The sequence below is a fragment of the Photobacterium nomapromontoriensis genome, from assembly GCF_050336815.1.
In the GTDB taxonomy this organism is placed as follows: Bacteria; Pseudomonadota; Gammaproteobacteria; order Enterobacterales; family Vibrionaceae; genus Photobacterium; species Photobacterium nomapromontoriensis.
The window spans coordinates 24,043-48,386 of record NZ_JAKJSL010000043.1; the positions used below are offsets into that span (position 1 = coordinate 24,043).

Here is a 24,344-nt window from a genome sequence, read left to right on the forward strand (position 1 = left end):
GATAACAGACCGCTGCAGAAACAGTAAAAGAGGAAGGAAAGTCGCGGGATTATTTCATTGGGGCAATCGATTGTTATAGGCATAATGTCGCCCTTCACCCTTTTTCCACTTTCCACATGATAGGACATGGCATGTTTAGAAGTAGCCCCTATGGATGGACCTCGCAGTACCTGCTCGGTTTTTTCTTTAACTATGGCGTATATCTCCCATTTTGGGCCCTATGGTTAGCACATTTAGGTGTGAGCGCCCAGAATATCGGTTTGTTATTGGGATTGGGTTTTGGGGTGCGTTGCTTAGCCAATTTGTTTATTACCCCGCGTATTCATAAGGTTGAGCATCTTATTCCTGCGTTACGCTGGTTGGGGTTCGCCGCATTGATCAGCTGTATCGCGTACATCTATTGCGGTGTAAGTTTGTGGGTACTTACTGTCATTACCGTGCTCTATAATGCGATGGTGGGGCCGATTGTCGCCTTGTCAGACTCATTGACCAACTACTATGCCAAACAAAGCCTCCTCGACTATGGTCGCACACGTCTGTGGGGCTCGGTGGCATTCATTGTCGGCTCCACCGTCGTGGGTTTGTTGGCTGCTAAGTACAGCCCGGAAGTGATCCCTTGGGTGGCTGCTGCAGGTTTGATGGTGGCACTAGTGCTGGCCATGCGTCAGCCGACCATTATTCCGGTTTCAGAGCCGGAGAGTGAGGAGCAAGCGCGTCCAGCCCTGATGCACATTCTGCGTGATCCTAAGATTTTCCGTTTTCTCACCATCATTGCTCTGCTGCAAGGCAGCCATGCGGCTTACTACAGTTTTAGTGCGATTTACTGGAAAAATATCGGTTATAGCGAAGACATCATTGGCTACTTATGGAGTTTCAGTGTGGTGGCCGAAGTGGCGGTGTTTGCCTTGAGCTCGCGTCTGTTTGCGGGCTGGAGTATCGCCGGTATGTTTCGTTTGGCGGCTGTTGGGGTGATGATCCGTTGGGGGCTGACCGCCAGCATGACAGAACTGCCGATCCTAATTGCTGCACAGGCCTTGCATGGCATCACATTTGCCGCTGCCCACTTAGCGACGATTCGTTATATTCAACAGGCAGAAAGTAATCGGATGGTCGCTTTGCAGGCACTGTACAATGCCTTGCCGATGGGAGCATTCATGGCTCTGATGACAGGATTGAGTGGCTATCTATATGGCCAGTGGGGGGCGAATATTTTCTGGTTGATGGCTGCCATGGGGATCCCGGCGTTGTTGATGAAAATTGACCCCACGCCGCGTCGCCGTTTGGTGTCTGAGCCTTAATCCCAAGTCTGTTATTGGTGATCACAGCGGAGAACTGTGATCACCCTGATTGGTGAGCGGCAGTGGTTTGGTTACACTGTGTTCACAATGTTGATTAGGGATAACACATGACGCAGGGATGGATCGTCGTGCCAGTAACACTGGCCTATCTCGGGTTACTGTTCTGGATTGCTTGGTATGGCGATCGCAAAACACAATGGATGGCCCGCTGGCGGCCATGGATTTATAGCCTTTCTATTGCCGTCTACTGCACCTCGTGGACGTTTTACGGTACGGTTGGTCAAGCCAGCCGTGATATCTGGTCTTTCTTACCTATCTATGTTGCCCCCATTCTGGTTTTTACCTTGGGCTGGCGGGTGCTTGCCCGGCTGATTTTGATTGCCAAGCGTGAACATATTACCTCGATTGCTGACTTTATTGCGGCCCGGTACGGTAAGTCTCAGGGATTAGCGGTGGTGATCACCGTGATCGCTGTGGTAGGGATCTTACCTTATATTGCGCTGCAGCTGCGTGGGATCACCATGGGGCTTGAGCAAGTGGCACCAAAATTGGGGCAGGATGTCGGGCTGTTTGGTACCGGAAAGGCCGATATTGCCTGGCTCGTTACCGCGGCGTTGGCGGGATTTACCGTGTTGTTCGGTACCCGCCATATCGATACCACTGAGCATCACCGTGGGATGATGATGGCGGTGGCGTTTGAATCGCTGGTGAAGCTTGCGGCTTTTTTGATCGTCGGGGTGTTTGCACTAAGCTTGCTGATGGATTTGCCGAGCGACTTATCGGAGGAACTGTCATCGCTGGGTAGTATGAGCCAAGGGTTGCTGCAAGCGTCATCGCCGAATATGGGCAGCTTATTGATCCATACTCTGTTTACGATGGCCGCCATTATTTGCTTGCCGCGTCAATTTCATACCACGGTGGTGGAAAATGAACGCGCACAAGATCTGCATCGTGCCCGTTGGGTGTTTCCTGGTTATTTACTGTTGATGGGGATCTTTGTGGTGCCGCTGGCCCTTGCTGGGCAAATTTTATTGCCGCATGTTGCCGCTGATACCTATGTGATCAATCTGCCGTTGTTGAAAAATGCAGAAGGGATCGCCTTACTGGCATTTCTGGGCGGCACATCGGCCGCCAGCGGGATGGTGATTGTCTCGACCATCGCATTGGCCATCATGGTTTCTAATGATTTGGTTTTGCCATTGTTATTGCGCCGACTAAGGGTCTCTGGGCGTAATTTTGATGCCTTTTCCGGTATTCTGCTAACGATCCGCCGGGCGCTGATTGTCTTGTTGCTTCTTGCGGCCTGGGGCTTTTACCAGATGCTGGGTGATATCCCATCTCTGTCAGCCATTGGGTTATTGTCCTTTGCCGCAATCGCTCAGTTTTCTCCGGCCTTGCTGGGGGGGATCTACTGGCGAGAAGGCAACCGCAAGGGAGTATATGCTGGTTTGTCAGGGGGGATTGCCATCTGGGTGGTGACTATGATGGGGCAGACTAACATGCTAGCGGGTAGTGCCGAAACTAATGTGCTGCTGTGGCTGTTATCCCCGCCAAGTCTCCCAGTGCTACATGCGTTGTCGAGTGTCGATTGGGGCATGTTGCTCAGTCTGTTGGTCAATATAGGGTTGTATATCACCATTTCACTACTGACCCGATCATCGTTGACCGAACGACTGCAGGCTGCTTCTTTTGTCGGGGCTCCGGTGCCAGAAAATGGGGATACCAGTTTATATCAGACCCGAGTGACGGTTGCCGAGCTGGAGATGCTCGCGGCTCGGTTTGTGGGGCCGAATCGGGTGCGCTATGCCTTCCGGCAATACAGTGATCAACACCTTGAGTCCCCTCAACCTCAGCAGCAAGCTCCCGCCGCCTTGATCCGCCATACCGAGCGAGTACTGGCGGGGGTGTTCGGTGCCTCATCGGCCCGGTTGGTGCTGACCTCTGCACTACAGGGACGCAAGATGCAACTCGAGGAAGTGGCAACCATTGTTGATGAAGCGTCTGAGTTGTTTGATTTTAGCCGAGGGCTATTACAAGGTGCGATTGAGCATATCAGTCAGGGGATTGCGGTGGTTGATAAGCAGCTCCGGCTGGTGGCTTGGAATCAGCGTTATCTGGAGCTGTTCACGTTTCCGTCTGGGCTGATCCAAGTCGGTCGACCCATCGCGGAGGTGATCCGCTATAACGCAGAGCATGGATTATGTGGTCCTGGCGATCCTGAAGCACATGTGGCCAAGCGGGTTGAGCATTTACTGCGGGGTTCGGCCCACACGTCATCTCGGATCCGGCCTGATGGTCAAGTGATAGAGGTGCAGGGCAATCCAATGCCTGGTGGTGGCTTTGTCATGAGCTTTACTGACATTACGGAATTTCGAAATGCCGAGCAGGCGCTGAAAGAAGCCAATGAAACCTTAGAAGAACGTGTTCGGCAACGCACCAGTGAGTTAGAACTGCTTAACCGCCGTTTGGTCACGGCTACGCAGCAGGCTGAGCATCAGGCTCATTCTAAAAGTCGGTTTTTGGCGGCCGTCAGCCATGATTTGATGCAGCCGCTTAATGCCGCGAGGCTCTTTTCTTCATCCTTGTCCGAAGTGGCCCGAGATGAAGAAAGCGCGAAGCTGGCTCGGCACATTGAGAGTGCGCTGGGGGCGGCGGAAGATTTGATTGGTGATTTGCTGGATGTCTCGCGGCTTGAAACCGGCAAACTGTCAGTGAATACCCATGCATTTAGGATTCGTGATGTGTTCGATACCTTGAGTGCCGAATTTGGTGCGTTGGCTCGTCAGCAGGGGATCGCGTTTAAGGTAGTGCACAGCGAGGCCGTTATCCACTCTGATCCTAAGTTATTACGCCGGGCACTACAGAATTTCCTGACCAATGCATTTCGTTACAATCCTAAAGGTAAGGTACTGCTGGGCGTTCGCCGCAAAGGCAGTGAGATGGTCATTGAAGTGTGGGATAACGGGCCTGGGATCCCAGTATCGAAGCAGGCCAATATTTTTGAAGAGTTCACTCGCATCGAACAAAGTGGTAGTGAGCATGGTCTTGGCCTCGGGTTGGCGATTGCTCGTGGGATCAGCCGGGTACTGGAGCATCCATTATCGTTACGCTCATGGCTGGGGCAAGGTACGGTGTTTGCACTGTCGGTCAGGCGTGGCTCCTTAGTCGTCCCAGTGACATGTACTGAGGCTGTCGAGTCACGGCCCGCACCGTTGGCTGGTGTTAAGGTTCTGTGTGTTGATAATGAGCCCGATATCTTGCTGGGAATGGAGACGTTATTATCGCGTTGGGGCTGTGAGATCCGACTCGCGGAAACCGTGATGGCAGTGATGCAGCAACTCGATGATGGCTGGCAACCGGATTTTGTACTCAGTGATTACCACCTCGCTAATGACCAAACCGGTTTACAGGTGCTACAGCAATGTAGCTTGCGGCTTGGTCAGACATTCCGCGGTGCCGTGATCAGTGCCGACCGAACTAAAGCGACGCGTAGTGCTATTGAGGGACAAGGTTTTGCTTTTATTCCCAAACCGGTTAAGCCTCTGAAGTTGCGAGCACTGCTTAACCAACATCACCAGCAGCCAGCCTAAGGTTGACGGTTACATTATCGATAACGGTGATTTTGACCAATAGCGAGCGATAAAAAAGGCCCGGTATACAGAGATACCGGGCCTTTGCTATTTATGGTGTATTTTTAGCCTAAATGGCCGACTACCGAGACACTGCGATTATCTGGGATCTCATTGAACGACAACACTTGCAGACCTCGAGCACAGATGCGGGCATAGCGGGCCAGCAACGGTCGCAGTTGCGGCATTACCAACAGTATCGGTGGGTGGCCATTCAGGCGCATATTATCCAGTGCTTCTGGCAAGCTGCGTTGCAGCTTTTCAATTACCGTAGGTTCAAGGGTAAAGCCATCGAGTTGGACATGGCCGCCTGCCTGTGCTTGACTGAGTGCACCGAGTAAGACATTTTCCAATTCGTTAGATAAGGTCAAGGCTGGTACTTCGGTGCGAGAGCCAACCAGGCTGGCTAAGATGACTCGGCGCAGTACGCAGCGCACATCAGCGGCGAGCAGGATCGGATCTTTGGTCAGCTCAGCGGACTCAACCAGTGAGTTGGCAATGGTGATCATGTCAGACAGCGGCACCCCATCGACCGTCAGCTGACGGAATACGCGCAACAACTGCTGAAGGGTCAACTTTTGCTGCAAATCATCGGCCAGCTTACTATTGATGTTGCCCAGGCGTTCGAGGATCCCGCTGACCTCGACAGGGCCAAGAATGTCTTCGATATGGTCGTTAATCACCTTGCTGACATGGGTCGAGATAATGGTCGCATGATCCACCACGGTGTAGCCAAGGTTAACGGCTTTATCTTTATCGTTAGCCGTGATCCATACCGCTTCCATGCCATAGGCCGGGTCTTTGGTCAGGATGCCATCGACACTGCCATAGACCTGGCCAGGATTGATGGCCAATAGCTTATCGACTTCGACTTCGGCACTGACCGCCACGGCGCCACGAACGGTAATTTGGTATTGGTTAGCATTGAGAGCCAGATCATCGCGAATATGAATATGCGGGATCACAAAGCCTCGTTGCTCCGTCAGGGTTTTACGTATCCCCAGTAAGCGGTTGAGTAACTCCGCACCTTGCTGGCGATCAATCAGGCTTACCAAGCGGTAGCCGACATTCAGATTCATGGCATGGATCTGTGGAATGTCGCTAGTGGCCAGCTCTTTGCTTTCCGGCTGGGTATTTTGCTCAACAATTTCTTCTGCCCGCTGGAGATCGGCATCATCAATCTCGGGTGCTGCCTTAAACGAATGCATTCGCCAGCCAGCAAAGCCCACAATGGCACTGAAGCAGAGGAAGGCGATGTGTGGCATTCCCGGGATCAGACCGAGTGCAAGCATGATACCTGAGACCACAAACAAGGCCATCGGCGAGGCCAGTACCTGCTTGCTGATTTGATCCGACAGATTATTGTTATCCGCTACGCGGGTCACAATGATCGCGGCTGATGTCGCCAGAAGCAGCGATGGGATCTGGGCAACCAGACCGTCACCAATGGTTAGCAGGGCATACGTTTTAAAGGCGTCAGAAAAGCTTAGGCCAAATTGGAATACACCAATACTGACACCACCAATAATGTTGATAAACAGGATCAACATACCCGCGACGGCATCACCGCGGACGAACTTAGATGCACCGTCCATTGAGCCGTAGAAATCAGCTTCTTGAGCCACTTCTTCACGGCGTTTTTTTGCCCCCTGATTATCAAGGATGCCAGCATTCAGATCAGCATCAATCGCCATCTGTTTACCCGGCATTGCGTCCAGGGTAAAGCGGGCACTAACTTCGGAAATACGCTCTCCACCCTTGGTGACCACCACAAAGTTGATGATCATCAGGATCACGAAGACTACGATACCGACAACGTAGTTACCGCCGATCACTACGTCACCGAAGGCCTGGATGACCTTACCGGCGGCGTCCCCCCCGAGGTGGCCATTAAGCAGTACGACACGGGTCGAGGCGACGTTAAGTGCTAGCCTGAGTAGTGTCGCCACCAGCAAGATACTGGGGAACACGGAAAAATCCAGTGGCTTGCGGCTGTACACACTGATAAGCATGACCAGCAGAGCCAGAACGATATTGAAGGTAAACAGCATATCCAACACGATGGCTGGGATAGGCAAGATCACCATTGCCAAAATCGTCATCAGCAACAGCGGTACACCGAGCTGACCTTTGGCTAATGCCCGGAGGAGCGGGGAGAGTTTCTGTTTCATAGCGTCATTACACTTCCGTTAACGGCGTAGTTCTCGGGGGATAGTGACCCGAGGGAATGGAGGTTTGCTTGGCTGTCGTCCCTGGCGGTATTGCTCCATCTGGAACACAAACGTCAGGATATGGGCAACGGCCACATATAACGGAGCAGGTACTTCCTGCCACTCGTTGGTTGAGTAGTAAACGGCCCGGGTGAGAGGCGGTACCTCGACCACCGGGATATCATGTTGCCTGGCAATGCTTTGCATTTGCAGTGCCGATTGATCAAGCGCCTTAGCCACCACATAAGGTGCTCGGGCTTTGGTCAGATCATATTTCAGTGCGACCGCATAATGGGTTGGGTTGGTGATCACCACATCGGCCTGTGGCACGGTGTTCATCATTCGACGTTGGGTCATCTGCCGCTGTAACTGACGGATCCGGCCTTTGATTTCCGGGTTACCGTCGGTATTTTTATGCTCTTCCTTGGCTTCTTGCTTCGTCATCTTCAGCTGCTTGGTGTAGTCCCAACTGGAGTAGGGGACATCCAATACCGCGATCAAGAGTAAGGCCAGTCCGAAACTCAATAATCCGAGCATTAAAAAGTCCACACTTTGACTCATTGCGCTGTTCAATGGCATCCGCTGGATGGCCATAATTTCCTTGATATTGTTAGTGATCAGGTAATAGAGCGTCGCCGTGATTAAGGTGACTTTCAGAATGCTTTTCACCAGCTCGACCAGTGATTTAGCCGAGAATATTTTTTTTATGCCACTGATAGGATTGAGCTTGGAAAACGTCGGCTGGGCGGCTTTGCCGGAGATATTCCATCCACCACGGATCAGATTCGCCAGTACGGAAATCGCCATCATTAACCCCAGCAAAGGGGTAATGACGCGCAGCATCACGATGACGCTGTCAACCAACACACTGAGCATCATTTTGGGATCAAAAATTTGGGCCTTGGTCAGGCTAAAACTCGTCTGGCTGATTGTCATCGCCATCTGCATCAGTTCACGGCCAAAGGCCCCAAATAGCAGGGCTGCACCCAGTATCAGCAAGGCTGTGACCAGTTCGCGAGAACGCGGAAGGTTACCCTCTTCTCTGGCCTTACGGAGTTTTTGCTGACTGGGCTGTTCCGTTTTGTCCTGACTACTGCTATCACTCATGGCGTGCCCCCTTCGAGTAATCGCATCATTTCTAAGGTATCGCTACTTAAGCGAACAAAATTTTCTGGGATCCCAGTGTTAGACAGTAATAGGCAGATCAGACCAAGTAGCATGGTCATCGGGAAACCAAGTGCAAATACATTCAGTTGCGGGGCCGCTCGGTTCATCATGCCAAAGGCACCATTAACCAGTAGCATTGCGGTTACCGCCGGTAAGGCTAATAGCAAAGCGGCCGCTATCATCCAGCCAAAGCGAAGAATGATTAGGTATAGCGCATGTTGGCTGAAAAACTCGCCGACAGGCCAGATTTCAAAACTACGGACAAAAATCTCCAGTGCCACCAGGTGACCATCTAGCGAGAGGAACAGCATGAAGGTGTACATCTGGTAGTATTTTCCTATCGCTGGCACGCTGACACCGTTAACCGGGTCATTCATCATTGCCATCCCTAGGCCCATCTGCATTGACAGGATCTGTCCCATAGTGGTGAAAACGGCGAACAGGAACTCAAGCAGTAAGGCGAGCAATGCACCGATCAGTACCTGCTGTCCGGCATAAATGAGTGCTTGCAGTGAGAGGGGGTCAACCGCGGGCATGGCTGGCATCAGTGGCGCAGAGAGTATCGAAATCATCAAGGCCAGAATGACCCTGACTTGTGCCGGGATGCTATTGCCACCGATGATCGGCATGACCATCAGGGCGCTGCCGAGGCGAACAAACGGCCACCAGATCTGGCCAAACCAGGCGGTTAGCTCGGCAGCAGTTAATTCGTACATGGGTCAGCCAATCAGATTAGGAATATCAAGGAACAAACGGGTGAACAAATCACTCATGGTGCGTAATAGCCATGGGCCAGCAAAACCCAGCATCCCAAGGGTTACCAGCAGTCTTGGCAGGAAGCTTAAGGTTTGCTCATTGATCTGTGTCGCGGCTTGGAAAATACTCACGACCAGTCCGACCAGCAAGCTAGGTACAATTAGAACGGCGACCATACTGATGATGATCATCAAGGCGTCGCCAAAGAAGGTTGCGACAAATTCAGAACCCATAGGTTTTATCTCTTATCGGCATGTTTGCTGTGACAGGTGGATGAAGAGGGGGAAGCCCCCTCAGTCGTGTAAGCCAGCACGGTTTGATGCTAGCCAAAGCTGGCGCTGAGTGTCCCTACAGTCATAGACCAGCCATCGACCATGACAAAAATCATGAGTTTGAACGGCAGTGAGATGATCAGTGGTGACAGCATCATCATACCCATCGCCATCAGTACACTGGCAACCACAATATCGATGATCAAAAAAGGGATAAACAGCATAAATCCAATTTGAAACGCTGTCTTGAGTTCACTGAGCACATACGCTGGCGTCAGTAGCAGGAAGTCCAGCTGATCATAGTTATCCGGGGCTGGCTCATTGGCAATACGCAGTATTTGCTCAATATCGGTCTCTCGGGTCTGCTGCAACATAAAGTTTTTGAGCGGTGGTGCCGCGGTATCCATGGCCTGCTGCAACGTTATCGTGCCGGCCTGATAGGGCATCACGGCATCGTTATAAATGGTGGTTAGCACCGGCCGCATGATGAACAAGGTTAAGGTCAGGGCGATCCCGACCAAGACTTTGTTGGGCGGGCTTTGTTGCAGACCAAGTGCTTGGCGTAAGATCCCCAGTACGATAATGATCCGGGTAAAGCTAGTGACCATCAGCAACATGGCGGGTAAGAATGACAGTGCGGTCATCAGCAGGAAAACCTGCATTTTAACACTGTATTCTTCTTGGCCGCCAGGGCCGGTAATACTGAGTAACGGGATATCTTTTGCCAGTACCGGCTGGCTCAGTAAGAGTAGTCCGAACAGTGCAATGCGGAGCAGTGGGCTCACTTTGCTAAGCCTTTTAGCATGTCATTTTCATCCATCACATCAATCAGACGCAGGCCATATTTGTTGTTCACGATCACCACTTCAGCATGGCCAAGTAAGGTACCATTGACCTTCACATCCATGGGTTCACCGCTCAGCTTATCGAGTTCAATCACGGTACCGAGACCGACATTCATCAGATCGCCGACCATTAGCTCGGTGCTGGCAACTTCTAGCGTCAGGTTAACCGGGATATTGCGGATAAAGCTCATGTCTTGCGCAGAGCGGCCAGCGGCCCCAGCGTGGACTTGCTGGTCCAGCGCACCAAGGTCGAGATCATTAAGATCGATATTTAAGTCAGTAACTTGTTCAGACATGATTATACCTGGGATGGGTTAAGAATATGTTGGATATGCAGTACTAAGCTAGCGTTATGCTCTGCCACTTTGGCTTCGAATAACGGGGTGCTCCCGGCCCTTACCGTAACCTGCTCAGGTAGCTCGACAGGAATCACATCGCCGGGTTTAAGATCCATGATTTGACCCAGCATGAGTCGTCGCTCTGCCAGCGTTGAGTGCAGGCGAATAGGGGCCTGACAGATTTTTTGCTGGATTTTAGCTTGTAGCTCAGGGTCGGTATCGACGTTTGCAGGCTGACATTGTTGATCGCGGAGGAAGTCCAGTCCCGCAAAGGGTAATGCGACCTCCATCCAACCTGTTTTCTGGCCAGCGATATCAATGGTAAATCGGCAGACCTGATACAGCTGGTTATTTTGTAACGGGCTGAACAGATTCAGGGTGTTTTTGGCGAGCAGCTGGCTTTGCCAGTCGGTAATACTGTGCCAACTGGTCGAGAACTGCTGCAAAATGGTATTAAAGAAACGTTCAACCAAGCGGAGCTCGGTATCGCTCAGTTCTTTATTTTTGGCGCTGGCAATGCCGTTACCGCCAAAGAATAAGTCCACCATAAAAAACAGCAGTTCACCATCCATTGCAATGGTCCCATGCAGGTCATGAGGTGTTACCATAAACTCGCGATAGACCGAGGGCTTTTTCATTTGCTGCAGGTATTCTTGCAGCTTAAGGGTATCTTGCTGCGTCAGCTTGAAGTCCGTGGGTTGACGAAGCATGTGATGGAAAGAGTGTCTTGCCAAACGCTCAAACTGTTTGCCGATATTGTCGATAATCGATTGCAGTGCACCTATGCGATGTTCCGGACTTGCTAAATCGAAATCACGGATATCTACCTGCTCAGTGCTGGCAATGACTTTACTCTTTTTGGTTAGCTTCATTATTGTGAAAAATATTCTAAACTAGTGGTTTAAATTCACGCCTTATTTCACACAAATAAACAGACAGTGCATAGGCCTAAAGTGCAGAGCGGTAGATTATAATTAATGCGTCGTTATTTACTAATGGATGTTGGGAAAAAAGTTGATCTTTTTTCCAATATTGAAACAGATGCTATTATAAACACCTAACTGCTGAAAAAACAACCACCAACATTCGTGTTGTTTGAATTAGAATGTAATCGAAAAGTAATACAGTAATTACGTCTTTTTTGTTAAATCACCGACCAGAAAGTCAGTGGTGTTAATTAACGCGCAAATTATGAGCATTGTTTAGTGTTTATTTTACTTGCCTGATTTTTTGTGCAACTTGTATTATATTTCCGCTGTCAAAAAAATGACGATGCAATTGTTTCAAGGAATTTTATTGCGATGGCTCTATACGGAGAATGCCATCTTATATTACCCTATACCCTTTAGATATGCCGAATGAGGCATTAATAAATGTGACCTTCATATTAACACGATGTGAAGGTCTGTTGGCGTCTGTTAATTGCTTTGTCAGAAATACAAATCATGACAAATAAAAACAAATCCGGACGTGTTTATTGTCTGAATTAATGCGTGTAGTTTTATATTTTATTCACGTTGGATTAATCATTTTCATTACGGTGTTGTTATGTATACCCGGATAGTGCTGGCGTCTTTTCTGTTATTTTTTTCTTTTGCGTCAAATTCATCCCAAAATAAATGGAATAATGACCTGGATGACAGCACTTGGTTATTTAAAGGGAATGCTCATCAATGCAAAATTAGTCAGGATATTGACGGATTTGGTATGGTGTCATTAATTAACAATGCAGGCGAGTCATTATCGTTGCATATAAAAAGCAATGAAATTGATTCGGCCACAAAATATGTGGGGATGAACGCTATTCCTGCCAGCTGGGAAAGGTTTAAACCTTATAAAATTAAAGGACTTGGCAAAATAACGCTTTCACCACTGACTGGGGAAATGGTGATTGCTGATGCGGCACCTATTTTAGATTTGCTCCATCGTGGCGATTGGTTTGAGCTTTCGTTATCCGTTGCTGGTCAGGTGACGCTGGTTGATGTGTCGAATGTGCGTTTTCCAGCGGCTGTAGCAGCCTTTTTAGATTGTAAAAATCAGTTGCTGCCAATGAGTTACCGTCAAGTGCGCGATAGTACATTTTATTTGTCGCCGTTCTCGACCGAGTTAACCACTGAAGAGTGGTATCGCATTGATGGCATTGTTAAGTACATAAAATCACAACGTAATATCAAAGCGGTATTGGTTGATGGTTATATGAATAGCCATCAGCGTGACAGTATGAAGCTACGTCAGTCCAAGGAGATGGCAGATGAAGTGGCTTCATTGTTTGTGGAGAAAGGCATCGCGCCTTCTTTAATTGAAGTTCGAGCTCATGGTGGCCGATACCCTAAGGAAGAGGGCCAGCCTGCCAGTAAAGGACGCGTCAGAGTTCGGATCGTTCAACTGTAAGGGGGCAAGACATGTTGCAAAAAAGTCATATCCTACTTTTCCATCCTCATCATGAGGCATTAGAGAGTGTATTGGCGGCATCGGCGACACCTGAGATAGAGATTACTTGGGTTCGCGAGCTTGGCCAATTTCTGTCTGCTGTGAGTGAGCGACGGTGGGATATGTTACTGATTCCCGCTATTTTGGACGATGGCCGAGAGGCGGCGGAGGTGATGCCGTTACTGACGTGGCCGGGGGCTCGTACTGCGGTGGTGATTCTGTCTGAAGTTCACCAGGCCGCTCAAGTTACACGGGCATTGAAAAAAGGGGCGACAGATTACCTGCTGTTACCTTTCGAGACGCGTCACCTGTCACAGCTGTTGCAACGCATGGCGGTGATGCAGACCCAATCAGCGCAAGTGGTGGCTGAATCAGAGCAGAGCCGGCAGTTATTCCAATTGGCCCAGCGTGTGGCTCAGACGGATGCGTCAGTATTGATCAATGGTGAAAGTGGTACCGGAAAAGAAGTACTGGCTCAGTTTATTCACCGAGCCTCTTCCCGCGCTCAGGGCCCCTTTATCGCGATTAACTGTGCGGCGATCCCTGAAACCATGATTGAATCTATTTTGTTCGGTCACAGTAAAGGGGCGTTTACTGGTGCCTCCGCAGCCCAAGCGGGAAAACTAGAAATCGCCAACAATGGTACGCTGTTTTTGGATGAAATCGGTGAACTGCCGTTAGCGCTGCAAACCAAGTTACTGCGCGTGCTTCAGGAGCGCGAAGTGGAGCGCTTAGGCAGCCACCAGAAGATAAAATTAAATATTCGCGTGCTTGCAGCCACGAATCAGAACCTTGAACAGCAAGTTGAGCTAGGGCTATTTCGAACCGATTTATATTACCGCCTGAATGTCTTTCCGTTGACCTGCACCCCATTGCGTGAGCGTCCTGATGACATTGTGCCGCTGGCCAACCATTTACTGCAGTGCCATGAACCGCATGGGGCGACCATGTTCACTGAACAGGCAAAGTTGCGATTACGTGAGTACCCTTGGCCGGGTAATGTCCGCGAGCTTGATAATGTGGTGCAGCGGGCGTTAGTGATGAGTCGTGGCTGTTTGATCCGAGAAGAAGAGCTGATGTTACCCGTGGTTAGCGCTGTGGATACGGTGGCTTTTGCTCTGGACTGCATGTCATGCGAGGAAGCGTCATTAGATACAGTGTCATTTGATACGGCATCAATCGATGTTGTCTCTGAGCCTATTCAGCCAGAGCGCCCAGCCAAGCCCAACTTGCAGCAGAGTCGCAAACAGGCGGAGTTTGAGACCATTATCGCGACCCTGCGTCGATTTAACGGTCACCGGAATAAAACCGCTCAAGAGTTGGGTGTCACCGCACGTGCTTTACGTTACAAAATTCAGACCATGCGTGAGCAGGGTTTCGATATCAATAAATTGCTCGCTGGCACTGAGAGTGCGTCAGAGAAAGCGATGATCAATTAAGCCTCAAAAAATAGATGACTGAGATCCGATAGATGCAAGACAAAATCATGAACATGCAGCTTCCTTTAAGCCAGATGAGCGAAATTCAGGCCCAGATACAAGCGGGTGAACCATTGCAGATTGCTGCAAATCCACGTTTTGCGGGTCAGGGTGCGGGTGTCGACTTCTCCGATATTATTGCCAATGTGGTGAAAGATGTTGACCAAAGTAGCCGCGCCGCCTCTGCCAAGATGGAAGCCGTAGATATGGGTAAAAGCGATGATTTGGTGGGTGCGATGGTTGCCAGCCAGAAAGCAAGCTTATCATTTGCCGCTATGTTACAGGTACGCAATAAGCTGTTGAGTGCATATGATGATGTTATGCGTATGCCGGTGTAAAGGAGCGTTTTAGTGACTGAAGTGATGAAACAGCAATTACGACGCTTTACGGGGCAAGGTGTATCAGGTACACGCTCGACGGCCTTACGTGGGATCTTATTGCTCGTCGTGGTGGCGATTATCGTCGCCGCCGTTGTCGTCTTTGCACTGTGGCAGGGCAACAGCCAGTACCGACCGCTTTATGGCGAGCATGAGCAATATGATAGCTCACAGGTCATTGCGGTGCTGGAAGAGAAGGGCATGGACTTTTACGTTGAGCCCCAGCAAGGCATTGTCATGGTTGAGCGCAGTGAAGTGGGTCAGGCGCGTATGGCACTGGCCGCTGCTGGCGTCAAGGCAAAGATACCGACGGGGTTAGAGATCTTATCGCAGGATGTTAGCCTGGGTACCAGCCAGTTTATGGAAAGTGCGCGTTATCGTCATGGCCTAGAAGGTGAATTAGCGCAAAGTATTATGACGCTGGATCCGGTGGGTAATGTGCGGGTGCACCTAGCGATCCCGAAACAAACCCTGTTCGTGCGTCGAGATAAAGAGCTGGCCTCCGCGTCGGTGGTGGTGTCTTTATTGCCTGGCAAGACGTTGACTCCGGAACAGGTGACCGCGATTGTTAACTTGGTCTCTGGCAGTGTGACGGATTTGCCTGCAGATCGCGTCAATGTTATTGACCAACATGGTAATTTATTGTCTGCACATCAAGGTCAGGAGCATGGCGGGCAAGCCAACGGCGCTTACCTTGATTATTTAGATCGCCTTGAGCAAAGCTATATCGAGCGCGCGACGAAAATGCTGCAGCCTATGCTTGGCGCGGGTAATTTTCAGGTAGAAGTGGCCGCCAATATCAATTTTGACCGTACTGAAGCAACGCAAGAAAGTTATGCCCCACAAGGCACGGTACGATCCGATTTTAACTCTTATGACCGTCGAACTGCTGCCGATGCGAAAGGTGTACCTGGGGCATTAAGTAATCGTCCGCCGGAAGAGGGGGATGAGGTTGAGCTTAATAAGGCCAATGAGCGCGGTGAGTCATCCCGTGAGTATTTGGTCGATCGCACCATGAAGCACATTAAATATCAGCAAGGGTCTCTAGAGCGCCTAAGTGTATCGGTGTTGTTGAATGGTAAACCTGACAGCTTTACGGCCGCACAGCTTGCTGATATGCAAACTATGTTAAGTAACGCCATGGGGATCAGTACGGCACGGGGTGACTCTATCAGTTTGAATGTGTTTCCATTCAATCTGGTGAAGAGCAGTGATATTCAGGACGAGCCAGTATGGTGGATGCAGCCGATTTGGCTGGAATACTTGCGTTACCTGCTATCTGCCGTTGTCGTCTTGGTGATCATGTTAGTGGTTGTTCGACCATTGATGCGCCTGCTAACGGGAGGTTCACGTGCTCGCGGGAGTGTCGATGCCTTACCGACTGGGACGACTGCCTCGTCTGTTGCTCCGACTAAATCGGTACCTGCTGTGACCGATTCCGCCGTGAATACTCCGTCGGTTCAAGGGACACAATCTGCATTGGTTGCGACCGTTAATGGGACCAATCCGGTGATGGATCACGACAGTATGATCGCGGATCTGCCAAGTCCGGAGACCGGCCTTGAAGCACAGTCCTCTTATTTGCAGATGTTGTCAGAGAAAGAACCTGAGCGTGTTGCACATGTTGTTAAACAATGGATAACCCCGAAAGATGCAGACAACTGAAATTAAACCGGATATTGAACAGGCAGCAATTCTGCTGCTGAGTATGGGTGAAGAAGCAGCAGCCAATGTGCTAAAGCAGCTAGAGCGTGAGCAAGTGCGTCAGCTCTCTATCGCGATGGCTGGGATCCCTGCGGTGAAAAAAGATCAGGCAGAGGCGGTTTTTCGCCGTTTTTTCGATGACTTCAAGACCGAGTCAGGCATTTCTGGGGCGTCACGTAACTACTTGGAACGCACCTTAAATAAGGCGTTGGGACAGTCATTGTCCCAGCCGCTGCTGGATTCTATCTACGGGGATTCACTCAAGCACAATCTGCAACGTCTGCAATGGCTTGAGCCGAATAAACTGGTTGAGCTGATTGCGGGTGAGCACCCGCAGATGCAAGCGGTGTTCTTGGCTTATCTGGATCCTGAAGTGGCGACCAAGCTGCTAGCGTTGCTGCCACAAGACGGGCTGGATGACTTGCTATATCGCCTGGCTAACCTCAATGAAATCCACCCGGATATGATTTATGAGGTGCAGGTATTGCTAGAGAAATTCCTGTCTCAGGTGGGTCAGCAGAACAGCACCCTGATTGATGGTACGCAAAAAGCCAGTGAGATCATTAACCGCCTTGACGGTACGCGCAGTGAAGGGGTGATGGCTGGCTTGCGTAAGCTCGATCCGGCGTTGGTTAGCCAGCTAGAAAACAAGATGTACAACTTCAGCGTACTTATTCGTCAGAGCGACGAAACCCTTGAGCGTCTGGTGGAAGAAGCCGATCAGGACATGCTGGCAACAGCATTGAAAGGCGCCGATAGTGAGTTGATGGATCGCCTGTATGGCACGATGCCAAAACGTGCTGCTCAGTACCTGCGTGAAGCAATTGAAGGTAAAGGCCGGGTGCGCCTGAGTGCGGTCGAAGAGGCGCGTACTCAGCTTATCCAGCTACTGCGCACGCTGGCCGAACAGGGTGAAATTGAATTGCAAATGTTCAGTGAGCCGGTGGTTGAATAATGAAAAAAGAGAGTTCCATATCGGTACTTGCTCCTCGATTGGGGGAGTTCCGTAATTACCGTTATCCTCCTTTGGTTAATGCGCCGGATGATGATTTATTTGGTGATGAGGGCGGTAGTAACTATCAAGATGAATTTAACAATGGTTTCCAAGATGGCCAGCAAAAAGGCCATGAGCAAGGTTATCAAGATGGTTTAAACCAAGGGCTGCAGGCTGGGCAGATGCAGGGGTTGGAGCAAGGCCATCAGCAGGGTTTGCAAGAAGGTCGGCAGCAGGCTCAGCAGCAAGTAGCCAGCACGATTCAGGCGACGAAACAGCTCAAAGAGCAGATTCAGCAAGCATTTCATCACCATGTCCAGCAGCAGAGTGAAATGCTGTGTGATTTGGTGATGAAGGTGGCGCGACAGGTCGTCCGTGCTGAGTTGACACTGCAACCTGGGCAGATGGTTAATCTGATCGAAGAAACCTTGGCGCAGCTGCCAGAGCATAAGCCAGATCTGACTGTCTACCTTAGCCCGCAAGACTGCCAGCGGTTGCATGAGTTGGTACCGGAGCAAGTGGCTCAATGGAACCTCAAGGCTGATGAGACGTTGCAGATCGGTAGTTGCCGAGTGGTGACTGCGGACTCTGAAGCCTTGGTCGACAGTGAAGAGCGACTGGCAACCTGTATGGATGTGGTGAAGGACACCTTGCTGGCCGATGCGTAATTTATCCGAAGAGCTTGCGGCCAAGCTCAGTATGGCAATGGATCGGGTACCTGATGTCCCCGTGGCCCGCACTTACGGTCGCTTGGTTCGCATGGCCGGCCTGACAATGGAAGCGGTCGGCTGCCGCTTGTCGACCGGGCAGCGCTGCATGGTGGAAAATGATCGCGGAGACTTGATCGAAGCGGAAGTGGTTGGGTTTGATCGGCAAGCCTCGGTATTGATGCCGATCCGTCATGCCACAGGTCTGCGACCAGGTAGCCGGGTATTGCCGTTGCATGGCGACAGTAAGATCAATGTTGGCTACGGTATGCTGGGCCGGGTATTTAACGGCCTTGGCGAGCCGTTAGATGACAAAGGCCCTGTGGCTCAAGAACACCGGATTTGCTTGCAGGGCGAGAGCATTAACCCGCTGAAGCGTTTGCCTATTTCTCAACAGTTGGATGTCGGTGTTAAAGCCATCAATGGCATGCTTAGTGTCGGCAAAGGTCAGCGAATGGGCTTGTTTGCGGGTAGTGGTGTCGGCAAAAGTGTGTTGTTGGGAATGATGACCCGTAACACCACCGCAGAAATTACCGTGGTGGGATTGATCGGTGAGCGTGGCCGTGAGGTACGTGAGTTTATTGAGCACTCACTCGGTGAAGAAGGGATGAAGCATGCGGTGGTGATTGCTTCGCCAGCCGATGATTCGCCCTTGATGCGCTTACGTGCCTCGGTGCTGTGTCACCGGATTGCCGAGTATTTTCGCGATCAGGGCCATGATGTGCTGCTGTTGATGGATTCTCTGACCCGTTATGCGCAAGCCCAGCGTGAAATTGCGTTGGCTGTGGGTGAGCCTCCCGCGACCAAAGGCTATCCGCCGTCGGTATTCAGCTTGCTGCCTCAGCTGGTAGAGCGAGCGGGTAATGGCGCGACGGAGCATGGGTCGATTACCGCGTTTTATACCGTGCTGTCCGAAGGGGATGATCAGCAAGATCCTATTGCCGATGCCGCCCGAGCGATTCTAGATGGCCATATCGTATTAAACCGTGAGTTGGCCGAGCAGGGGCATTATCCGGCCATTGATATTGAACAGTCGATCAGTCGTGCGATGCCGCAGGTCGTTAGCCCAGAGCAACTGGCTCAGGCGCAGCGGACCAAGCAGCTCTATGCCCGTTATCGTCAGGTTCAGGATCTGATCTCGCTTGGTGGTTATCAACCGGGACAGGATCCACAGTTGGATTTAGCCGTGCGCAGTTACCCGGCTATCTGCCAGTTCCTGCAACAGAGAATGGATGAAAAAGTCACCTTGCAAGATAGTCAGATGCAGTTATTGCAGCTGACTGGAGGGATGTTCTGATGCGTCGTTTAGCCGTTTTGAAAACCTGGCAGCAGCAACAACAGGGACAATTTGACGATCTCAAGCAGAACCAAGGTCAGCTGCAGCAGCAATATCAGGCACACCAGCAGCGCTTAGCGTTATTGGAAGATTTGCCCAGTCACTATATCGTCGCTTCTGGCGACCAGACCTCGGCAATCATGCTGAAGGGGATTGGGCGTTTTCGCCACCAGGTCGACAATCTGGCGCAATTGCAGCGTCAGGAGATTGCCTTGACCGAGGTGGAGTTGCGTAGTTTGAATCAACGCCTGGTTCATCAGCACCGTCAGCTTAAGATGGGCGAGACGGTGGTGGCTAAGCGGGAAGGCATGATGCAGCAGCGCCGTGATAAGCAAGAGCAAAAGATGTTAGATGAACTGGCTATGCAGCGCTTTATGCGTCGTTAGAGCGCCGGGCCGTAGCAATACTGCTGCTCAGGTTTGAGCAACTTATCCATCAGCTGTTTCTGATGTGCCAGTTGGCGGCCATTTTGGTTATTGAGCATCTGGCACTCTAGAGTTAGCTTGTGAAGTTGTTGCCAGAGTTGACGTCCTTGCTGACCTAATTGGGCCGGTAAGGCGGCAAATAACCGCTGCATCCCCTGATCATCCTGACTCAGTCCCATGGTGGCCATACTGGTTACACGCTGTTTGGCATGTGTACTCAGTGTTGCCATCAAGCGATCAAGCTCTTGGTTCAGGCTCAGCAAGGCTGCGCTATCACGATTGGTCAGCAATACGTGCTGCTGCTTGAGCTGCATAGCGAGTTGCTGATAGCCTTTCACATCCTGAGCTAAGTCATTTAATAGCTGTTTGATCAGCGGACCATGACTTGCCATTATGCGTCATCCTGATAAAAATCAATCATTTTGCTCGCAAGGCTGTCAATATTGACGCCTGTATCACGGCTGCGCAGTAAGGCTTTAGCCGCCGCGACTTTGTCCATATCTACATCACTTTGCTGCGCCGACTCTTGACGAGCTTGCTGCAGTGGGGTGAGCGACGGAGCGTTGATCTTGGCCTTTGCGGCCACTTTGGCTTCTGGCTGGCTTTGAGGCAGCGCGGCCGGTTGTGTGTTATAGGTGATTTTTCCAATCATGGTGATAGCCTGAATATCCGTAGGTGCAACAGCGTTCCAATATGAATAAGCGACCGGAATTTTACCCGCTTAACTCTTATTTATGAAATAGCGAATTTATGAAATAACGAATTTTTGAAATCGCATATGTGTACAAGCGCACGCTAGTGTTGCAGTGTTACCGTCTCGGTAAGTGGCCTCACTAAAATTGGGTTGCGACGGTGTGCGATGATTCAACACTTGCCATGATCTTCTTGCCTGACGAGAGATTACGAACCCAAATTTTATCCCCTTTATGCCCGCTTTCTAGTGCAACCCCCTTCATTGACGCTTTAAATCCCTGACGCTTGGCGATGATCGTGATCACGTCGTTGCGGGCGATCAATTCTGCCGCTTCGATCATCCGTGGGGTGATCACTGTCCCGGGTTGGATCTTGCGCCGGCTGTGTTTCCCGACCACTTGATTGAACCGCGTGAAATATCCCTGACGATGGTTACGCAGGCTGGTTCGGGACAAGGTTAGCGCTTGACGGGTGACCACTTCGTCACGTCGCAGGGGGCGACGGGTGGTGATTAGCTTTAGGTAGACATCGACATCGGCATAGGCACGAGCCTTCCAATAGTGTGGTTGTTGGCATTCCAGCGACACCGTGACTCGCCCCAGCGGTTGCTCGGGATTGCTTAGGCGCATGGTCACAGGGTGATCACAATGGGCATCGCTGGTCATCGGTTTGAGCTTAATCTGGATATCTTTGCTTCCTACGGTACGGGCATAGTCTCGGACTTCTTGTTGCAGGTAACGCTTGACCTGCTGCGATAGCGAGTCAGCTTGGGCCGGGAGGGTGATACCAAGCAATGTGCATACGAGTATTGCCCGACGTCTTTCCGAGCGGAAGCAGGGTTTCCGCTTCAAGTGTTCATCTCGAATGGTCACTGTGTAAGTCTTTGATATAGTTAAATAATAAAGTTGGCATGAATAGTGTATAAACCCAGCCATTATCGTTCGAAATAGCAGACTTTGATGGCAATCAATTTTGAACAGGCATTGGGGGTACACCCTAATACATTGGCCTTTAGAACACAACGCGCCAAAGTGCTGGCGAGTAACCTCGCCAATGTCGATACCCCACATTATAAAGCCAGGGACATTAGTTTTGACGAGGCGATGAAGCAGGCTGCGACCACATCGCGCCAGCATCATCTTGCTCGTCGTCAGCGTCCCGTTGAACACGAGTTGCTGTACCGGGTTCCACAACAGCCATCTCAGGATGGTAACAGCGTGGAATTGGGGGTTGAGCAGGCGGCATTTGCCGGTAATGCGATGGCCTTTGAAACCAGTATGAGCTTTCTCAATATGAAAATCAGCGGCCTGAAACAGGCCATTAACGGGCAGTAACTATGTCTTTTTCCAGTATTTATGACATTGCGGGTTCAGCAATGTCAGCACAAACCATCCGCCTGAATACGGTGGCGAGCAACATGGCCAATGCCGATGTGGTCTCCGGCACAGAGAAAGGCGCTTACCGGGCTAAACGGCCGGTATTCTCAACGGTGATGATTGATCTGAACAGTGAAGTAGCGGGTGCGAAAGTGCAGGTCGATGACGTGATTGAAAGTGATGAGCCGTTGCAACGCCGTTATGATCCGAGTAACCCCAAAGCCAATAAAGATGGTTATGTGTTCCACTCTACGGTGAACGTGGTGGAAGAAATGGCGGACATGATGGCCGCTTCGAGAAGTTTTGAAACCAACGTTGATGTGATGAGTCGGGCGCGCAGTATGCAGCAAAGTATTTTGCGCCTTGGCCAGACAGGCTAGGAGAGAACATGAGCTTAGCGCAAGTTAAAACTACCGCACAGTACAGCCAAGAGCAGGTACGTACCAGTGATAATGCACCTGTAACGGGTAATGGTGCTGTGCCTACTGGTAATGACTTTCTGACCATGATGGTGGCACAGATCCAGAACCAGAATCCGCTTAATCCAACAGACGGTACCCAGTATCTGACCCAGTTGGGCATGATGTCGGCGGTAGAAAGTCTGGAAGGGGTCAAGATGGGCATGATGAACATGAACATCGGGATCACCAACATGGAAATGTTGCAGTCGACTAACTTGGTCGGCAAGAAAGTGCTGATGGACGTGAACGGTGCGTTGGAAGTGAGCGAAGGTCAGACGTTAGAAGGCCGGGTGAAGTTTGATAAGCCTGTCGATAAAGCCACGGTGATGGTGTATGACGCGAGCGGTGAGGTCGTCGATAAGATTGAGCTTGGTCCTCAAGGATCAGGCATGGCGGAATTTCAAATTGACGGCGATGAGCTGGGCAGTGGCGAGTACAGTTTTGAAGTCGTGGCTGAGAATAGCGATCAGGCCTGGACCCAGAAAATGATGATTGCGGCTGACGTCGAGTCCGTGAATCTGCCAGCCAATGGTGGGGCGATTATGCTGAGTCTTAAAGGCATTGGCTCGATGTCGATGTACGACATGCGTGAAATCACCGCATAACAACGAATAACAATCAGGAGAAATCATGTCTATTAATGTTGGTTTGAGTGGCTTGCGTGCTACATCAGAGCAAATGAACACTATCAGCCACAACATTGCCAACGTTGGCACCGCGGGCTACAAGTCATCACGTACCGAATTTCAAGATATCTATGCGCCAGAATTTGGCGGTGGTCAGATGAACGGTGTGGAAGTATCGGGTGTACGCCAGAGCTTCATGTCTGGTACCACTACGCCAACAGGCCGTAATGGTGACTTGGCAATCAATGGTGAAGGCTTCTTCATGATCAAAAGCAATGGTCAGGATAAGTTTACTCGTAATGGTGTCTTCAATATGGATGCCGACGGCTATCTTGTAAGCGGTGACGGTAGTCGCCTACAGGGTTATGGCGTGACAGCGACGGGCACCTTGCAGACCGGTACCTTGTCTGATTTACGTATTCAAACCGGTGATATGCCTGCGAAGAAAACCGAAAACATTGAGCTGGGTCTGAACCTGAATGCGAACTCTGCAACCATTGATTCTACAGCGACTCCGTTTGACCCTGAAGATCCGTCTTCATTTACGTCAAGTGCGACATCCTCTGTGTATGACTCGCTGGGTGGTGAGCATGAGGTCACTCAGTATTTTGTGAAGACCGGCGATAATCAATGGCAGGTTAACTACCGGGTTGACGGTAAAACGCCGACCACCCCAAGTACAGCGATTGATATGACGTTTGATGGCGAAGGTAAAATGACGGCACCAACCAATCCGTCAATTGGTTTGACCTTCAAGCCTGATAATGGGGCATCAGAGCAGACTCTGGCGGTGAATGTTGCTGATCTTACTCAGTTTGGTAGTGACTTCTCGATCAACAAAAACACCCAGAATGGCCATGCGCCAGGTCAGGTCGCCGGCTGGTACTTCGACGCTGATGGTTCGGTATATACCCGTTATTCAAACGGTGAAGTTAAGCAGCAGGGGCAAGTTGCACTGGCGCGTTTTCCTAACCAAGAGGGGCTGCAACAGGCTGGCGCGACGTCTTGGACGCATACTTTTGCTTCTGGTTCGCCATTGGTTGGTGCACCGGGTTCGGGGCAGTTAGGTGAACTGCGTACTGGTATGTATGAAAACTCGAACGTTGATCTTACCAGTGAAATGGTGGGTTTGATGTCGGCACAAAGTAACTACCAGGCCAATGCGAAGACGATTCAGGTGTCGCAGGAAATGACACAAATCCTGTTCCAGAACCTATAAGTT

At 50.7% G+C, this 24,344-nt stretch carries 24 protein-coding genes; 14 read left to right on the forward strand and 10 right to left on the reverse strand.

Going from position 1 to position 24,344, the window contains the following annotated elements; translation table 11 throughout:
* Window positions 1-131 precede the first annotated feature (131 nt).
* Window positions 132-1,298 carry a 3-phenylpropionate MFS transporter gene (locus L4D12_RS18230; RefSeq protein WP_428449258.1) on the forward strand — a complete coding sequence of 389 codons (1,167 nt, stop codon included), beginning with the start codon at window positions 132-134 and terminating at the stop codon, window positions 1,296-1,298.
* A gap of 107 nt (window positions 1,299-1,405) precedes the next feature.
* Window positions 1,406-4,888: a PAS domain-containing hybrid sensor histidine kinase/response regulator gene (locus tag L4D12_RS18235; RefSeq protein ID WP_428449259.1), complete on the forward strand. Its 3,483-nt coding sequence runs from the start codon at window positions 1,406-1,408 to the stop codon at window positions 4,886-4,888.
* 104 nt (window positions 4,889-4,992) lie between these two features.
* On the opposite strand, the gene flhA is transcribed toward L4D12_RS18235, so the two are convergent.
* From flhA to L4D12_RS18270, 7 genes are all read right to left on the reverse strand, one after another.
* The gene (gene flhA, locus L4D12_RS18240; protein WP_428449260.1) at window positions 4,993-7,098 is read right to left on the reverse strand and encodes a flagellar biosynthesis protein FlhA; all 2,106 of its coding nucleotides are present in this window, start codon (window positions 7,096-7,098) and stop codon (window positions 4,993-4,995) included.
* 18 nt (window positions 7,099-7,116) lie between these two features.
* Window positions 7,117-8,244, reverse strand: a complete 1,128-nt coding sequence (gene flhB, locus L4D12_RS18245; protein ID WP_428449261.1) for a flagellar biosynthesis protein FlhB — start codon at window positions 8,242-8,244, stop codon at window positions 7,117-7,119.
* Entirely contained in the window at window positions 8,241-9,020 is a 780-nt protein-coding gene (fliR, locus tag L4D12_RS18250; RefSeq protein WP_428449262.1) for a flagellar biosynthetic protein FliR, read from the reverse strand. The genes flhB and fliR overlap by 4 nt, the downstream gene beginning before the upstream one ends.
* Before the next feature lie 3 nt (window positions 9,021-9,023).
* The gene (gene fliQ / locus L4D12_RS18255) at window positions 9,024-9,293 is read right to left on the reverse strand and encodes a flagellar biosynthesis protein FliQ (protein WP_428449263.1); all 270 of its coding nucleotides are present in this window, start codon (window positions 9,291-9,293) and stop codon (window positions 9,024-9,026) included.
* Between the two features lie 89 nt (window positions 9,294-9,382).
* Window positions 9,383-10,117 carry a flagellar type III secretion system pore protein FliP gene (gene fliP / locus L4D12_RS18260; RefSeq protein WP_428449264.1) on the reverse strand — a complete coding sequence of 245 codons (735 nt, stop codon included), beginning with the start codon at window positions 10,115-10,117 and terminating at the stop codon, window positions 9,383-9,385.
* Entirely contained in the window at window positions 10,114-10,473 is a 360-nt protein-coding gene (gene fliN, locus L4D12_RS18265) for a flagellar motor switch protein FliN (RefSeq protein WP_428449265.1), read from the reverse strand. The genes fliP and fliN overlap by 4 nt, the downstream gene beginning before the upstream one ends.
* Before the next feature lie 2 nt (window positions 10,474-10,475).
* Entirely contained in the window at window positions 10,476-11,387 is a 912-nt protein-coding gene (locus L4D12_RS18270) for a flagellar motor switch protein FliM (RefSeq protein WP_428449266.1), read from the reverse strand.
* Between the two features lie 676 nt (window positions 11,388-12,063).
* Here L4D12_RS18270 and L4D12_RS18275 point away from each other — a divergent pair.
* From L4D12_RS18275 to L4D12_RS18310, 8 genes are read left to right on the forward strand one after another with little or no spacing between them, the layout of a single operon-like run.
* Window positions 12,064-12,906 carry an OmpA family protein gene (locus L4D12_RS18275; protein WP_428449267.1) on the forward strand — a complete coding sequence of 281 codons (843 nt, stop codon included), beginning with the start codon at window positions 12,064-12,066 and terminating at the stop codon, window positions 12,904-12,906.
* A gap of 11 nt (window positions 12,907-12,917) precedes the next feature.
* Entirely contained in the window at window positions 12,918-14,384 is a 1,467-nt protein-coding gene (locus tag L4D12_RS18280) for a sigma 54-interacting transcriptional regulator (RefSeq protein WP_428449268.1), read from the forward strand.
* Between the two features lie 32 nt (window positions 14,385-14,416).
* Window positions 14,417-14,761: a flagellar hook-basal body complex protein FliE gene (fliE, locus tag L4D12_RS18285; RefSeq protein ID WP_428449269.1), complete on the forward strand. Its 345-nt coding sequence runs from the start codon at window positions 14,417-14,419 to the stop codon at window positions 14,759-14,761.
* A 12-nt stretch (window positions 14,762-14,773) separates the two neighbouring features.
* Complete coding sequence (gene fliF, locus L4D12_RS18290; protein ID WP_428449270.1) at window positions 14,774-16,465, forward strand: flagellar basal-body MS-ring/collar protein FliF; 1,692 nt, start codon at window positions 14,774-14,776, stop codon at window positions 16,463-16,465.
* On the forward strand, window positions 16,452-17,459 hold the full coding sequence (gene fliG, locus L4D12_RS18295; RefSeq protein WP_428449271.1) for a flagellar motor switch protein FliG: 1,008 nt from the start codon (window positions 16,452-16,454) through the stop codon (window positions 17,457-17,459). The genes fliF and fliG overlap by 14 nt, the downstream gene beginning before the upstream one ends.
* Window positions 17,459-18,166 carry a flagellar assembly protein FliH gene (gene fliH, locus L4D12_RS18300; RefSeq protein WP_428449272.1) on the forward strand — a complete coding sequence of 236 codons (708 nt, stop codon included), beginning with the start codon at window positions 17,459-17,461 and terminating at the stop codon, window positions 18,164-18,166. Before fliG ends, fliH begins: the two co-directional genes overlap by 1 nt.
* Window positions 18,159-19,502, forward strand: a complete 1,344-nt coding sequence (gene fliI / locus L4D12_RS18305) for a flagellar protein export ATPase FliI (protein ID WP_428449273.1) — start codon at window positions 18,159-18,161, stop codon at window positions 19,500-19,502. Before fliH ends, fliI begins: the two co-directional genes overlap by 8 nt.
* Window positions 19,502-19,927 carry a flagellar FliJ family protein gene (locus L4D12_RS18310; RefSeq protein ID WP_428449274.1) on the forward strand — a complete coding sequence of 142 codons (426 nt, stop codon included), beginning with the start codon at window positions 19,502-19,504 and terminating at the stop codon, window positions 19,925-19,927. Before fliI ends, L4D12_RS18310 begins: the two co-directional genes overlap by 1 nt.
* Here L4D12_RS18310 and flgN read toward each other — a convergent pair.
* The 3 genes from flgN to flgA all read right to left on the reverse strand — a co-directional run bounded on the left by flgN (window position 19,924) and on the right by flgA (window position 21,531).
* Window positions 19,924-20,358, reverse strand: a complete 435-nt coding sequence (gene flgN / locus L4D12_RS18315) for a flagellar export chaperone FlgN (RefSeq protein ID WP_428449275.1) — start codon at window positions 20,356-20,358, stop codon at window positions 19,924-19,926. The genes L4D12_RS18310 and flgN overlap by 4 nt on opposite strands.
* Window positions 20,358-20,618, reverse strand: a complete 261-nt coding sequence (locus tag L4D12_RS18320) for a flagellar biosynthesis anti-sigma factor FlgM (protein ID WP_428449276.1) — start codon at window positions 20,616-20,618, stop codon at window positions 20,358-20,360. The genes flgN and L4D12_RS18320 overlap by 1 nt, the downstream gene beginning before the upstream one ends.
* A 181-nt stretch (window positions 20,619-20,799) precedes the next feature.
* A complete protein-coding gene (gene flgA / locus L4D12_RS18325) occupies window positions 20,800-21,531 on the reverse strand; it encodes a flagellar basal body P-ring formation chaperone FlgA (RefSeq protein WP_428449277.1) in 732 nt (243 codons plus the stop codon).
* 87 nt (window positions 21,532-21,618) lie between these two features.
* On the opposite strand from flgA, the gene flgB reads away from it, so the two are divergent.
* The 4 genes from flgB to flgE are packed head-to-tail and all read left to right on the forward strand — an operon-like array spanning window position 21,619 to window position 24,341.
* A complete protein-coding gene (gene flgB / locus L4D12_RS18330) occupies window positions 21,619-21,993 on the forward strand; it encodes a flagellar basal body rod protein FlgB (RefSeq protein WP_428449278.1) in 375 nt (124 codons plus the stop codon).
* A gap of 2 nt (window positions 21,994-21,995) precedes the next feature.
* A complete protein-coding gene (gene flgC / locus L4D12_RS18335) occupies window positions 21,996-22,415 on the forward strand; it encodes a flagellar basal body rod protein FlgC (protein WP_428449279.1) in 420 nt (139 codons plus the stop codon).
* A gap of 8 nt (window positions 22,416-22,423) precedes the next feature.
* Window positions 22,424-23,101, forward strand: a complete 678-nt coding sequence (locus L4D12_RS18340) for a flagellar hook assembly protein FlgD (protein WP_428449280.1) — start codon at window positions 22,424-22,426, stop codon at window positions 23,099-23,101.
* Window positions 23,102-23,126: 25 nt separating this feature from the next.
* Window positions 23,127-24,341, forward strand: coding sequence for a flagellar hook protein FlgE (gene flgE / locus L4D12_RS18345; RefSeq protein WP_428449281.1), 1,215 nt, complete (start codon window positions 23,127-23,129; stop codon window positions 24,339-24,341).
* The last annotated feature ends 3 nt before the right edge of the window (window positions 24,342-24,344 follow it).